We start from the raw sequence: 13,938 nt of genomic DNA, 5'->3' as shown, positions 1-13,938 counted from the left end.
TCGGGGTTCGCGGGAGCGCCGGGCGGCGTCAGCCGACCGCGCCCTCCATCTGGAGCTCGATCAGGCGGTTGAGCTCCAGGGCGTACTCCATCGGGAGTTCCTTGGCGATCGGCTCGATGAAGCCGCGCACGATCATCGCCATCGCCTCGTCCTCGCTCAGGCCCCGGCTCATCAGGTAGAAGAGCTGGTCCTCGCTGACCTTGGAGACGGTCGCCTCGTGCCCCATCGCCACGTCGTCCTCGCGGATGTCGACGTACGGGTAGGTGTCCGAGCGGGAGATGGTGTCGACCAGCAGCGCGTCGCACTTGACCGTGCTCTTGCTGTGGTGCGAACCCTCCAGCACCTGCACCAGGCCGCGGTACGAGGTGCGGCCGCCGCCCCGGGCGATCGACTTGGAGACGATGGTGCTGCTGGTGTGCGGCGCGCCGTGCACCATCTTGGCGCCGGCGTCCTGGTGCTGACCCTCGCCGGCCATGGCCACCGAGAGCACCTCACCCTTGGCGTGCTCACCGAGCATGTAGACCGCCGGGTACTTCATGGTGACCTTGGAGCCGATGTTGCCGTCGACCCACTCCATGGTCGCGCCCTCCTGGCAGACGGCGCGCTTGGTCACCAGGTTGTAGACGTTGTTCGACCAGTTCTGGATGGTCGTGTAACGGCACCGGGCGTTCTTCTTGACGATGATCTCGACGACCGCGCTGTGCAGCGAGTCGGACGAGTAGAGCGGCGCGGTGCAGCCCTCGACGTAGTGCACGTACGCGCCCTCGTCGACGATGATCAGCGTCCGCTCGAACTGGCCCATGTTCTCCGTGTTGATCCGGAAGTAGGCCTGCAGCGGGATTTCCACGTGCACGCCCTTCGGCACGTAGATGAACGAGCCACCGGACCACACGGAGGTGTTCAGCGCGGCGAACTTGTTGTCGCCGACCGGGATCACCGTGCCGAAGTACTCCTTGAAGATGTCCTCGTGCTCGCGCAGCGCCGTGTCGGTGTCCAGGAAGATGACACCCTGCTCCTCGAGGTCCTCACGGATCTTGTGGTAGACGACCTCGGACTCGTACTGCGCCGCGACACCGGCGACCAGGCGCTGCTTCTCCGCCTCGGGGATGCCCAGCCGGTCGTAGGTGTTCTTGATGTCCTCGGGCAGGTCCTCCCAGCTGGCGGCCTGCTTCTCCGTCGACCGGACGAAGTACTTGATGTTGTCGAAGTCGATCCCGGTGAGGTCGGCGCCCCAGGCCGGCATCGGCTTGCGGTCGAAGAGCCGCAGGCCCTTCAGGCGCAGGTCGAGCATCCAGGCCGGCTCATTCTTCTTCGCCGAGATGTCCCGCACCACCGCCTCGTTGAGGCCGCGCTGGGCGGCGGCCCCGGCGACGTCCGGGTCGGCCCAGCCGTACTCGTAGCGGCCCAGGGCGGCGAGCTGCTCCTCCTGGGTCAGGGGCTGGACGATCTGCTCGGTCATCTATCTGTCCTCACAGTGGTGACGGTCTTTCCGGACTGGGCACGCCCCGGCTGGGTCGGGATGTGCGTGGTGCACACCCCGTCGCCGTGCGCGATGGTGGCCAGGCGCTGCACGTGGGTGCCGACCAGACGGGAGATCACCGCGGTCTCGGCCTCGCACAGCTGAGGAAACTCGGCGGCGACGTGCGCCACCGGGCAGTGGTGTTGGCAGAGCTGGCCGCCGGTGGCGATCGTGGACGCGTTGGCAGCGTAGCCCTCGGCGGTCAGCGCCCCGGCGAGTGCCTCGGCCCGCGCGAGCGGGTCGTCGCCGGCGTCCTCCATGGCGGCCCGGCAGCGGGTCTCCAGCGCGGAGACCTGCTCGGCGGCGAACACCTCCACCGCCTCGGGCCCCCCGGTGCGGGCGATCCAGCGCAGGGCGGCGGTGGCCATGTTGTCGTAGTGGTGGTCGCCGCAGCGGCCCCGGCCGGCGTCGGTCAACACGAACACCTTGGCCGGGCGGCCCCGGCCGCGGTGGCCGCGGACCGCCTGCTCTCGCGCCACCACGTCACCGTCGGCGAGCATCGCGTCGAGGTGCCGACGGATCGCGGCCGGGCTGAGCCCGAGCGCCGAGCCGAGCTGCGCCGCGGTGGTCGCGCCCCGCTCGAGCAGCAACTGGGTGACCCGGCCCCGGGTCGACACGTCGGCGGCGGCGGACGCCGGCAGACCGGCGGCCGCACCGGCCGTCGGTCCGTGCCCGGAGAGCCCCGCCGCCTTTTTCACAACGCCAACGTTACGTAAATCCCGGAAGGCCCGCAAACCCACCCCCCGGTGATCCCCGACACCGGGGGCGGAGTCACCCGTTAGGGGATCCACTACGGTGCGTAGGATTCGCTCCGTGAAGCCTTCCGTCCGGTTCCCGGCTCTCGCCGGGTCGCAGCGCCTGCTCGCCCGGTTCCCGGTCTCCGTCAGGCTGCTGCGCGGGTTGGCGCTCGCCTCGATCATCGCGAACGTCGGCATCGTGGTCACCGGCGGGGCCGTCCGGCTGACGGCCTCCGGCCTCGGCTGCCCGACCTGGCCCCGGTGCACCGACGCGTCGTACGTGGCGACGTCGGAGATGGGCGTGCACGGGGCGATCGAGTTCGGCAACCGGCTGCTCACGTTCGCGGTCGGCATCATCGCGTTCGCCACCGTGCTGGCGGTGCTGGCGCACCGGCCCCGTCGGCGGGGGCTGCTGCCCCTGGCGGTCGCGGTCTTCTTCGGCATCCCGGCCCAGGCGGTGGTCGGCGGCATCACCGTGCTCACCAACCTCAACCCGTGGGTGGTCGGGCTGCACTTCCTGGCCTCGATGGCGGTGATCGCCGCCGCGTACGCCCTCTGGCGCCGGACGACGGACCCGGACGGGCCGGCGGTGCCCGTGGTGCCGGCGCCGCTGCGCGCCCTCACCCAGCTCACGACGGCGGTCGGCGTCGCGGTGCTGGTGGTCGGCACCTGGGTCACCGGCAGCGGCCCACACGCCGGCGACGCGGGCGCGGCCCGCAACGGCCTCGACCCGGAGGCGATCTCCCAGGTGCACGCCGACGGCGTCTTCCTGCTGATCGGCCTCTCGGTGGCGCTGGTGTTCGCGTTCCGCGCGGTCGGCGCGACGCGGGCCGCCCGGGCGGCCGTGCTGCTGCTCGCGGTCGAGCTCGGCCAGGGCGTGGTGGGCTTCGTGCAGTACTTCACGCACCTGCCCGCCGTGCTGGTCGGGGCGCACATGTTCGGCTCCTGCCTGGTCCTGCTGGCCACCCTGCACGTGCAGTGGGCCACCCGGGAGCGCCAGCCGGTCGCACCCGCTCCGCTCGCCACCCCGGCCCCCGAGGCCGTCCCCGCCCCCGCCTGACCCACCCGCCCCGCGCCCGCGCTCGCGCCCGCCAAGATCACACAACAACACGGATGTAGTGGCCTCACCGACACACCGACGCCACTACATCCGGGATCGAGCGCGATCAAGGCCACCGCCCCGGCGTCCCGGGGACCGCACGGGCAGGGGTCAGGCGGGGCGGGGCAGGTGGCTGGTGATCGCGTCGGCCAGGCGCTCGGGGGCGCCGGCGGCGTGGGCCAGGAAGAGCGAGGGCTCGGTGAGCTCCAGCTCGACGAGGACCGGGCTGCCGTCCGGGCCGGGGATCAGGTCGACGCGGGCGTAGAGCAGCCGCTCCGACCCGCCCGGGACGGCCGCGAGGGTCTTCTCGGCAACCGCCAGCTGCGCCTCCGTGGCCAGTCGGGCGGTGATCTCCTCGGGCCGGTAGAGGCCCTCGACGCCGAAGTCCGGACCGGTCAGCATGGGACCCTTGCGGATGGCGTGACTGAACGCCAGGCCGTCCGGGCCGGCGAGGAAGAGCAGCGCCGTCTCGCCCGCGGTGTCCACCGCGGTCAGGTAGGGCTGGATCATGGTGACCCGCCCGGCGTCGGACAGCCGCCGGACATGCGCCACCGCGAGCTTCCGGTGCTCCGGGTCGGCCAGGTCGTACCGGCCGGTGTCCTGGCTGCCGGCGCTGACCGCGGGCTTGATGACGTACTCGCCGGACTCCGCGGGTGGCTGCCAGGACTCGCCGGGCACGACCCACGAGGTCGGTACAGTCGGCACCCCGGCGGCGGACAGCTCGCCCACGTAGCGCTTGTCGGTGTTCCAGCGCACCACGTCGGCCGGGTTGGCCAGGGTGGGCACGCGCTCCGCCCAGGCGACGAACTCGTCGCGGCGCAGCATGTAGTCCCACGGCGAGCGCAGCACCACGAGGTCGTACGCGGTCCAGTCGCTGGCCGGGTCGTCCCAGACGGCGGGCTCGGCGGTGATGCCGCGCGCCGCGAGCGGGGCGAGCACGAGCCGGTCGTCCGGGTCCAGGTCGGCGAGTTCGGTGCAGGTCACAAGGGCGACCCGGGGTTCCCCCCGGGTCGCCTGGTGGTGGTGGTTGGTCAACTTTCCCAGCTATCTCAACGGGCCATCGTGCGTCGGGCCATCGACCGCCAGAGGTCGTTGCTCGGCCGCATCTGGTCCATCAGTTCCCGCTCCCAGGCGTTCTCCACGGAGACCCCCGCCTTGGCGCAGGCCTCCCGCGCGACGACGGTGTCGTCCGCGAACTGGTCACCCCACGCACCGTCCTCGCCGACGAGGACGATGCGCGCACCGCGCTTGCCGACGTACTCGATGACCGCCTTGGCACCGCCGTGTCCGGCGGCGAACGACTTGATGCCCGCGACCAGGCCCATGGGGGTCTGCTCGGTGTGCTCAGCCGTCAGCGTCGTATCGGAACCATCTGCCATGACGCGAAGCCTAAGCAGACTCCCACCCAGGCGGGCGAGAACCGTGAAGCTTTTGTGATGCCTGTTACCCGAGGGTTTAAGGAAGACCACAGGTAAAACGTCCGTAATTATCCGGACTTAAGGGTGCAAAGTTTCGGGCGGTTCCGGTGCAGGGTTGAGCCGGTCCGACTCATGCTGACAGGTGCGATGATGTGACGTGAAACTCGGACAACTCATCCATGATGATGATTTGTCGGAGGAACACCCCGTACCCCGGCGGCCAGGCCGGCCGTCGCTCCCCCGGACCAGGGTCGCCGGGCGCCCCCTGGTCGACGTCAGATCAGGGCGTCGAGCGCGACCGCGGCGAAGACGATGGTCAGGTACGTCGTCGACCAGTGGAACAGCCGCATGGGCTTGACCGCCTCGCCGCGGGCGGCACGGCCGCAGAGCCGGTGCGCCTCGACCAGGAAGATGCTCCCCACGACCAGCGTCGGGACGCCGTAGACGGCGCTCATCCCCAGCGGCCAGATCGCCAGCGAGGTCAGCACGGTCAGCCACGCGAAGATCAGGATCTCGGCGTTGACCCGGCGGGTGGACGCCACCACCGGCAGCATCGGGATCCCGGCCCGGGCGTAGTCGTCCTTGTACTTCATGGCGAGCGGGTAGAAGTGCGGCATCTGCCAGAAGAAGACCACCGCGAACAGCCCCCACGCGGCCGGCGCGAGCGAGCCGGTGACCGCGGCCCAGCCGATCAGCACCGGCGCGGCGCCGCAGGCGCCGCCCCAGAACGTGTTCGCCGGCGTGGTCCGCTTCAACCAGAGCGTGTAGACCAGGTCGTAGTAGGCGATCGCGGCCAGCGTGAGCCCCGCCGCCAGCAGGTTGGTGAACGCGGCCATCAGGGCGACCGAGATCACCGCCAGCACCAGCCCGAAGATCAGGGCGCTGCGCGGCGACACGGTGTGCGCGGGCAGCGGCCGGCGCTTGGTGCGCCGCATCAACTGGTCGATGTCCCGGTCGATGTAGCAGTTGAGCACGCTGGCCGCCCCGGCGGCGAGCGATCCGCCGACCAGCACCACGGCTACCAGCCACAGCGACGGGAGCCCGCCGGCGGCGAGCATCATCGCCGGCACCGTGGTGACCAGCAACAGCTCGACGATCCGCGGCTTGGTCAACGCCACGTACGCCGACACGATCGCCCGCACGTCCCGCCGCGGCGTGACCGAGCCGTCCGCCACCGTCCGCACGGGCTGCGGCCCGGCGGAGTCGCTGACGGGGCGCTCGGTGATCATGCTCACGGATTGCCACCTTCCGGCGTCGGCGCGGGAGATCGAGGAGGGCGGGACCCAGGTCGGGCCACACACCGCCCCACACACTACGCGCTGTCGTTTTGGCTGCCCGGCCGACCCGGCAACGGTGCCTGCCGTCACACCCTCGGCGCTTTCGCCGGATCCCGGCGTAGGAGTACAGAGGACCATGCAGTGATCCCCGGGCGGACGTTTAGGACGGCTCGATAGGGTCACCAGTGAGGGTTCCGCCCATCTGCCGAGGAGCACAACCAACGTGGCTGCCAACCGACCCGAGTCCGCACTCAACTGGTCCGACCTCGACCGCCGGGCCGTCGACACCGTCCGCGTGCTGGCCATGGACGCCGTGGAGAAATCCGGCAACGGCCACCCGGGCACCGCGATGAGCCTCGCGCCCGCGGCGTACCTGCTCTTCAACAAGGTGATGCGGCACAACCCGGCCGACCCGAACTGGCCCGGCCGGGACCGCTTCGTGCTCTCCGCCGGGCACTCCAGCCTCACGCTCTACATCCAGCTCTTCCTCTCCGGCTACCCGCTGAGCCTCGAGGACCTGAAGTCGCTGCGGCAGTGGGGCTCCCTCACCCCGGGCCACCCCGAGCACGGGCACACCCCGGGCGTGGAGACCACCACCGGCCCGCTCGGCCAGGGCCTCGGCAACGCGGTCGGCATGGCGATGGCGGCCCGCCGCGAGCGCGGCCTGTTCGACCCGGAGACCGAGCCGGGCGCCTCCGTCTTCGACCACGACATCTGGTGCATCGCCTCCGACGGCGACATCGAGGAGGGCATCAGCCACGAGGCGAGCGCGCTCGCCGGCCACCAGCAGCTCGGCAACCTCACGGTGATCTACGACGACAACGAGATCTCGATCGAGGACGACACCCGGATCGCCAAGAGCGAGGACGTGGCGGCCCGCTACGAGGCGTACGGCTGGCACGTGCAGACCGTCGACTGGCGCCGCGGCGACGCCGACCAGGGCGACTACCACGAGGACGTGGAGGCGCTGTACCGGGCGCTGGTGGCGGCCCGGGCGGAGGCCGGTCGCCCGTCCTTCATCGCGCTGCGCACCATCATCGGCTGGCCCGCGCCCAACAAGCAGAACACCGGCAAGATCCACGGCTCGGCGCTCGGCGCCGACGAGGTGGCGGCCACCAAGCAGATCCTCGGCCTCGACCCGGCGCAGACCTTCCAGGTCGACGAGGATGTGCTGACGCGCGCCCGCGAGGTGCTCGCCCGGGGTGAGCAGGCGCAGCAGGAGTGGACCGGGGCGTTCGAGAGCTGGGCGCAGGCCAACCCGGAGCGCAAGGCGCTGTACGACCGCCTGGCCGGCCGCATCCTGCCGAACGGCTGGACGGACGCGCTGCCCGAGTTCCCGGCGGACGCCAAGGGCATCGCCACCCGGGCCGCCTCGGGCAAGGTGCTGGAGGCGCTGGCGCCGGTGCTCCCCGAGCTGTGGGGCGGCTCGGCCGACCTCGCGGAGAGCAACAACACCACGATGAAGGGCGAGCCGTCGTTCATCCCGGCCACCCACGCCACCAAGGACTTCCCGGGCCACGAGTACGGCCGCACGCTGCACTTCGGCATCCGGGAGCACGCCATGGGCGCGATCCTCAACGGCATCGCCCTGCACGGCGGCACCCGCCCGTACGGCGGCACCTTCCTGGTGTTCAGCGACTACATGCGCCCCTCGGTGCGGCTCGCCGCGCTGATGAAGCTGCCGGTGGTCTACGTCTGGACGCACGACTCGATCGGTCTCGGCGAGGACGGCCCGACCCACCAGCCGGTGGAGCACTTGACCGCCCTGCGGGCCATCCCGGGCCTGGACGTGGTCCGCCCGGCCGACGCCAACGAGACCGCCTGGGCGTGGCGGGTCGCCCTGGAGCACACCGACCGGCCGACCGCGATGGCGCTCAGCCGCCAGCCGCTGCCCACCGTCGACCGGAGCGCCCTCGCCGGCGCCGAGGGCGTGGCCCGCGGGGGGTACGTGCTGGCCGAGGCGTCCACCGGCAAGCCGCAGGTCATCCTCGTCGGCACCGGCTCCGAGGTGCAGCTCTGCCTGACCGCCCGGGAGCGGCTGGAGGCGGACGGCACCCCCACCCGCGTCGTCTCGATGCCCTGCCAGGAGTGGTTCGCCGAGCAGGACGAGGCCTATCGGGAGTCGGTGCTCCCGCGCGGGGTAAAGGCACGGGTGAGCGTGGAGGCGGGCATCGCCATGTCCTGGCGCGCCGTCGTCGGCGACTGCGGCGAGAGCGTCAGCCTGGAGCACTACGGGGCGAGCGCGCCGCATTCCGTGCTGTTCGAGCAGTTCGGGTTCACCCCCGACCGGATCGTGGCCGCCGCGCACGCGGCGCTGACCCGGGTGGGCGACATCACCGGTTCTACGACCGGCAACTGAGGGGAGCGTGGACGGCATGACGGATCGGCTGGGTGAGCTGAGCGCCGCGGGTGTGGCGATCTGGCTCGACGATCTTTCCCGGGTACGACTGAGCTCCGGCGGGCTGGACCAGCTCCGCCGGGAGAAGCACCTGGTCGGGGTGACCTCGAACCCGACCATCTTCGCGAAGGCGCTGAGCGACGCGAACGAGTACAACTGGCAGCTGCGTGACCTGGCCGTCCGCGGGGTGGACGTCGAGGAGTCCGTCCGCATGCTCACCACGTACGACGTGCGGTGGGCGTGTGACGTGATGCGCCCGGCGTACGACGCGAGCGCCGGCATCGACGGCCGGGTCTCCATCGAGGTGGACCCGCGGCTGGCCCACGAGACGGAGAAGACCGTCGCCGAGGCCGGCGCGCTGTGGTGGCTGATCGACCGACCGAACCTCTTCATCAAGATCCCCGCCACCGAGGCGGGCCTGCCGGCGATCACCGCCACCCTGGCCCAGGGCATCAGCGTCAACGTGACGCTGATCTTCGGCCTGGACCGCTACTCCCAGGTGATGGACGCCTTCCTCGACGGCATGGAGCAGGCGAAGGCGAACGGGCACGACCTGTCCAAGATCGGATCGGTTGCCTCCTTCTTCGTCTCCCGGGTCGACACCGAGGTCGACAAGAGGCTGGAGAAGGTCGGCTCGGACGAGGCGAAGGCGCTGCGCGGCAAGGCCGCGGTGGCCAACGCCCGGCTCGCGTACGAGCGCTACGGCAAGGTCTTCTCCTCCGACCGGTGGCAGGCGCTCGCCGACGCCGGCGCGCACCCGCAGCGGCCGCTGTGGGCCTCCACCTCGACCAAGAACCCGGACTACCGGGACGTCATCTACGTCGAGGAGCTGATCGCCCCCGGCACCGTCAACACCATGCCGGAGTCGGTCATCAACGCCTTCGCCGACCACGGCGAGACCCGCCCGGACACCATCACCGGCTCGTACGACGACGCCCGCAAGGTCTTCACCGACCTCACGGCGGCCGGTGTCGACATGGACGACGTGGTGCTCGTGCTGGAGCGCGAGGGCGTGGAGAAGTTCGAGGCCAGCTGGCTGGAGCTGCTCGACGGCGTACGCAAGTCGCTGGAGTCGGCCGCGCAGGGCGCGGGAACCCCCGGCAAGGCCGCGCGCGGCAACGCCAAGGCGGCCCAGCAGGCGGGAGGGAACGCGTGAGCGAGCGGAGCGAGCGAACCATCAAGCACAGCAGCGTGGCGCCTCGCGCCACCACGCAGCGGAGCGGAGTGGTGGCGTGAGTGACCTTTTCAGCGGGCCGGCCGAGTCGGCCGCCGGGCTGACCGTGTACGGGGCGGACGCCGTCGACAAGTCCGCCCCGGCCTCGACCCGGGACGCGCTGGTCACCGCCGGCGTCCCGGGCAAGCTGGCCGCGAAGGACCCGGGCCTCTGGGGCCCGGACGCCGAGGCCGAGGCGAAGATCCGCCTCGGCTGGGTGGACACCCACGAGCGCAGCCGGGAACTGCTCCCCCAGCTCGCCGAGTTGAAGGCGGAGCTGGGCGACCTCGACCACGTGGTGCTCGCCGGCATGGGCGGCTCCTCGCTGGCCCCCGAGGTGATCACCCGGACCCTGGGCCGGCCGCTGACCGTGCTCGACACCACCGATCCCGGCCAGGTCCGGGCGGCGCTGGGTGACCGGCTCGAGCGCACCGTCGTGGTGGTGGCGAGCAAGTCCGGTTCGACGGTGGAGACCGACAGCCACCGCCGGGCCTACTGGCAGGCGTTCCTGGACGCCGGGATGACCGAGGCGGAGGCCGGCCGGCACTTCGTCATCGTCACCGACCCGGGTTCGCCGCTGGAGCAGACCGCCGCCGAGATGGGGGCGTTCACGGTGCTCGCCGACCCGAACGTGGGCGGCCGCTACTCGGCGCTGACCGCGTTCGGGCTGGTCCCGTCGGCCCTGGCCGGCGTCGAGGTGGCGGAGCTGCTGGACCAGGCCGACGCGTTCGCCGCGTCGCTCGGCGCCGACCGGGACAACCCGGCCCTGGCGCTGGGCGCCGCGCTCGGCGCCGCCGCCACCCTCGCCCGGGACAAGGTCGCCCTGGTCTCCGACGGCACCGGGATCGACGGCCTCGGCGACTGGGCCGAGCAGCTGATCGCGGAGTCCACCGGCAAGGCCGGGGTGGGCATCCTGCCGGTGGTCGTGGAGTCGCCGCAGAGTCCCGGCGCAAAGGGCCCGGACGTGCTGACGGTGAGCTACGGCGGCGCGCTGAACGCGGGCGACGTGCCCGGTGGCGGCACCGACCCGGACGTGGCCGTCAACGGCCCCCTCGGCGCGCAGTTCCTGGCCTGGGAGTACGCCACCGCGGTGGCCGGCGTGGTGCTCGGCATCGATCCGTTCAACCAGCCGAACGTCACCGAGTCCAAGGAGAACACCAACAAGATCCTGGCCTCGGGCCTGCCGGCGGAGACCCCGTCGTTCACCGAGGGCGCGATCGAGGTGTACGCCCCCGCGGGCGCGCCCGGTGACCTGGCCGGTGTGCTGCGCTGGCTGCTCGACGGGCTCGGCGACGACGGCTACCTCGCGGTGATGGCGTACCTGGACCGGTTCGCCGACGCGGACGCGGCCCGGCTGCGGCCGGTGCTGGCCGCCGCCGGCCGCCCGGTGACCTTCGGTTGGGGGCCCCGCTTCCTGCACTCCACCGGCCAGTACCACAAGGGCGGCCCCCAGGTCGGCAGCTACCTGCAGATCACCGGAGCGGTCGCCGATGATCTGCAGGTGCCCGGAAAGCCGTACTCCTTCGGGGAACTCCAGGCGGCGCAGGCCGCCGGCGACCGGCAGGCGCTCGCCGGGCGGGACCGCCCGGTGCTGCGGCTGCACCTGACCGACCGGTCCGCAGGCGTGGCCCAGCTGCTCGATGCGGCCGGTGAGCTGCGGGCGTGAGGATGGACGACGTGGAACAGGCGGAGCCAAGAACCGGCGCTAACCCACTGCGCGACCCGCAGGACCGGCGGCTGCCGCGGATTCCCGAGCCGTGCGCTCTGGTGATCTTCGGGGTCACCGGTGACCTGGCCCGGAAGAAGCTGCTGCCGGCGGTCTACGACCTGGCCAACCGGGGGCTGCTGCCTCCGGGCTTCGTGGTGCTCGGCTTCGCCCGCCGCGACTGGGGCGACGGTGACTTCGAGACCCTCGCCTGCGAGGCGGCCCGCAAGCACGCCCGTACGCCCTGGCGGGACGAGGTCTGGGCACGGCTGGCCGGCAACATCAAGTTCGTCGGCGGATCGTTCGACGACGACGCCGCCTTCGACCACCTGGCCGAGACGCTCGAGGAGCTGCGCCAGACCCACGGGATCGCGAGCAACGCCGCCTTCTACTTCTCCATCCCCCCGGCGGCGTTCCCGGTGGTGCTCAAGCAGCTCGCGCGCACCGGCATGGCGGACAACGCGAAGTCCGGCGGCTGGCGCCGCGTGGTGGTGGAGAAGCCGTTCGGGCACGACCTCCCGTCGGCGAAGGCGCTCAACGACCTGGTCGACGACGTCTTCACCCGGCAGGACGTGTTCCGGATCGACCACTACCTGGGCAAGGAGACGGTCCAGAACATCCTCGCGCTGCGGTTCGCCAACAACCTGTTCGAGCCGCTGTGGAACTCCAAGTACGTCGACTCGGTGCAGATCACCATGGCCGAGGACGTCGGCATCGGCACGCGGGCCGCGTTCTACGACTCGGTCGGCACCGCCCGGGACGTGCTCCAGAACCACCTGCTCCAGCTCCTCGCCCTCGTGGCCATGGAGGAGCCGACGAGCTTCGACGCCGACGAGATCCGGACCGAGAAGCTGAAGGTGCTCAAGGCCATCACGGTGCCGGGAGACGTCGACCGGGACACCGTCCGGGGCCAGTACCTGCCCGGCTGGGTCGGGGGCGAGCGCGCCCGGGGCTACCTCGAGGAGGACGGCGTCCCGGCGGACTCCACCACCGAGACGTACGTGGCGGTCAAGCTGGGCATCCAGAACCGGCGGTGGGCCGGCGTGCCGTTCTACATCCGGGCCGGCAAGCGGCTGCCCCGGCGGGTCACCGAGGTGGCCATCATGTTCAAGAAGGCGCCGCACCTGCCGTTCAACTCGGCGGACGTCGAGTCGCTCGGCAACAACCAGCTGGTCATCCGCGTGCAGCCGGACGAGGGCGTGGTCCTCAAGTTCGGCTCCAAGGTGCCGGGCACCGCCATGGAGGTGCGCGACATCGCGATGGACTTCCAGTACGGCGAGGCGTTCACCGAGTCCAGCCCGGAGGCGTACGAGCGTCTGGTGCTGGATGTGCTGATCGGGGACCGGACGCTGTTCCCGGACGCGGCCGAGGTCGAGCAGAGCTGGCAGGTGGTGGACCCGCTGGAGCGGGCCTGGGCGGGCACCAAGCCGGAGCCGTACCGGGCCGGCGAGTGGGGCCCCCGGGCCGCCGACGAGATGCTGGTCCGCGAGGACCGGGCTTGGAGACGAGCATGATCGGCCTGTGGGACACCACCGGCAACGAGGTGGTCAAGGCGCTCGCCGCCGAGCGGCGCAGCGCGGGCGGGGTGGCCAGCGGGATGGCGCTCACCCTGATCGTGGTCGTGGACGAGAAGCGGGTACGCGAGGCGGAGGCGGCGGCGACCATCGCCGCCGCCGCCCACCCGTGCCGGCTGGTGGTGGTGGTCCGCTCGGACATCGAGCGGGAGCGCAACCGGCTGGACGCCGAGATCGTGGTGGGCGGCCGCCTCGGGCCCTGCGAGGCGGTGGTTACCCGGATGTACGGGCGGCTGGCGCTGCACGCCGAGTCGGTGGTGATGCCGCTGCTGGTGCCGGACGTGCCGGTGGTCACCTGGTGGCACGGCGAGCCGCCCGCGGAGATCGCCACCGACTTCCTCGGTGTGGTGGCCGACCGCCGGATCACCGACGCCGCGCAGGCCGCGGACCCGATCGAGGCGCTGCGGCAGCGGGCCCGCGACTACGCGCCGGGCGACACCGACCTGGCGTGGACCCGGATCACCCCGTGGCGCACGCTGGTCGCCGGGGCGTTCGACACCACCGAGGCGAAGGTCACCGAGGCCACCGTGGTGGCGCCGCGCACCGACCCGACCGCCGCCCTGATGGCCGGCTGGCTGAGCAGCCGGCTCGGCATCGAGCCGCGCCGGGAACACACCGACGAGTTCCCGCGGATGCGGGAGGTGCAGCTGCTCTGCGCCAACGGGGACGCGCTGACGCTGACCCGCGAGGACAGCGTGGCCACGTTCCGTCGGAGCGGCCAGGAGGACCGCAACCTGCCGCTGGTCCGTCGGCCGCTCGGCGACGAGCTGGCCGAGGAGCTGCGCCGGCTGGACGCCGACCAGGTATACGCGGAGGCGCTGGGCGCCGCCGCCGGCCTGTCCGGCCTGGACCAGCACCCGGCGACCCGGGTGCACGTCTGGAAGGACCCGGCCACCGCGCGACGCGCCGAGGCGGGCGTCACCGCCCACACCGGCACCAGTGGCGAGGGCTGAGGGGCGCGGCACCCCGCGCACAGATCAACGACAACCGGCCCGCCC

Annotated in this window: 11 protein-coding genes; 6 read left to right on the top strand and 5 right to left on the bottom strand. The window is 71.9% G+C overall.

Features of this window, described 5'->3' with window-relative positions:
* Positions 1-28: 28 nt before the first annotated feature.
* Positions 29-1,459 (bottom strand): Fe-S cluster assembly protein SufB, encoded by a 1,431-nt coding sequence (gene sufB / locus O7603_RS30755; RefSeq protein WP_281573207.1) that lies wholly within the window; start codon positions 1,457-1,459, stop codon positions 29-31.
* Positions 1,456-2,160, bottom strand: a complete 705-nt coding sequence (locus O7603_RS30750; RefSeq protein ID WP_281576885.1) for an HTH domain-containing protein — start codon at positions 2,158-2,160, stop codon at positions 1,456-1,458. The genes sufB and O7603_RS30750 overlap by 4 nt, the downstream gene beginning before the upstream one ends.
* A gap of 217 nt (positions 2,161-2,377) precedes the next feature.
* On the opposite strand from O7603_RS30750, the gene O7603_RS30745 reads away from it, so the two are divergent.
* Positions 2,378-3,316: a COX15/CtaA family protein gene (locus O7603_RS30745; RefSeq protein ID WP_281576884.1), complete on the top strand. Its 939-nt coding sequence runs from the start codon at positions 2,378-2,380 to the stop codon at positions 3,314-3,316.
* A 150-nt stretch (positions 3,317-3,466) separates the two neighbouring features.
* On the opposite strand, the gene O7603_RS30740 is transcribed toward O7603_RS30745, so the two are convergent.
* From O7603_RS30740 to O7603_RS30730, 3 genes are all read right to left on the bottom strand, one after another.
* Positions 3,467-4,390, bottom strand: a complete 924-nt coding sequence (locus O7603_RS30740) for a hypothetical protein (RefSeq protein WP_281573206.1) — start codon at positions 4,388-4,390, stop codon at positions 3,467-3,469.
* Positions 4,391-4,404: 14 nt separating this feature from the next.
* Positions 4,405-4,734 carry a hypothetical protein gene (locus tag O7603_RS30735; protein WP_281573205.1) on the bottom strand — a complete coding sequence of 110 codons (330 nt, stop codon included), beginning with the start codon at positions 4,732-4,734 and terminating at the stop codon, positions 4,405-4,407.
* Between the two features lie 314 nt (positions 4,735-5,048).
* The gene (locus tag O7603_RS30730; RefSeq protein ID WP_281573204.1) at positions 5,049-6,008 is read right to left on the bottom strand and encodes a heme o synthase; all 960 of its coding nucleotides are present in this window, start codon (positions 6,006-6,008) and stop codon (positions 5,049-5,051) included.
* A 265-nt stretch (positions 6,009-6,273) separates the two neighbouring features.
* Between O7603_RS30730 and tkt the strand changes: the two genes are divergently transcribed.
* The 5 genes from tkt to O7603_RS30705 all read left to right on the top strand — a co-directional run bounded on the left by tkt (position 6,274) and on the right by O7603_RS30705 (position 13,893).
* Positions 6,274-8,409 (top strand): transketolase, encoded by a 2,136-nt coding sequence (gene tkt, locus O7603_RS30725; protein ID WP_281573203.1) that lies wholly within the window; start codon positions 6,274-6,276, stop codon positions 8,407-8,409.
* Between the two features lie 16 nt (positions 8,410-8,425).
* Entirely contained in the window at positions 8,426-9,604 is a 1,179-nt protein-coding gene (gene tal / locus O7603_RS30720) for a transaldolase (protein ID WP_281573202.1), read from the top strand.
* A 76-nt stretch (positions 9,605-9,680) separates the two neighbouring features.
* Positions 9,681-11,327 (top strand): glucose-6-phosphate isomerase, encoded by a 1,647-nt coding sequence (locus O7603_RS30715; RefSeq protein WP_281573201.1) that lies wholly within the window; start codon positions 9,681-9,683, stop codon positions 11,325-11,327.
* Positions 11,328-11,329: 2 nt separating this feature from the next.
* Positions 11,330-12,880, top strand: a complete 1,551-nt coding sequence (gene zwf / locus O7603_RS30710) for a glucose-6-phosphate dehydrogenase (RefSeq protein ID WP_281576883.1) — start codon at positions 11,330-11,332, stop codon at positions 12,878-12,880.
* Entirely contained in the window at positions 12,877-13,893 is a 1,017-nt protein-coding gene (locus O7603_RS30705) for a glucose-6-phosphate dehydrogenase assembly protein OpcA (RefSeq protein WP_281576882.1), read from the top strand. Before zwf ends, O7603_RS30705 begins: the two co-directional genes overlap by 4 nt.
* Positions 13,894-13,938 lie beyond the last annotated feature (45 nt).

The sequence above is a fragment of the Micromonospora sp. WMMD812 genome (genome assembly GCF_027497215.1).
Classification (GTDB): Bacteria; Actinomycetota; Actinomycetes; order Mycobacteriales; family Micromonosporaceae; genus Micromonospora.
The sequence above is the reverse complement of the archived record's forward strand: the minus strand, read 5'-3'. Positions and strand labels throughout refer to the sequence as shown.

Excerpts from the sequence above, each read along its gene's own strand:
- sufB (WP_281573207.1), bottom strand. The coding sequence starts at position 1,459 with ATGACCGAGCAGATCGTCCAGCCCCTGACCCAGGAGGAGCAGCTCGCC.
- O7603_RS30735 (WP_281573205.1), bottom strand. The coding sequence starts at position 4,734 with ATGGCAGATGGTTCCGATACGACGCTGACGGCTGAGCACACCGAGCAG.
- tal (WP_281573202.1), top strand. The coding sequence starts at position 8,426 with ATGACGGATCGGCTGGGTGAGCTGAGCGCCGCGGGTGTGGCGATCTGG.
- zwf (WP_281576883.1), top strand. The coding sequence starts at position 11,330 with ATGGACGACGTGGAACAGGCGGAGCCAAGAACCGGCGCTAACCCACTG.
- O7603_RS30705 (WP_281576882.1), top strand. The coding sequence starts at position 12,877 with ATGATCGGCCTGTGGGACACCACCGGCAACGAGGTGGTCAAGGCGCTC.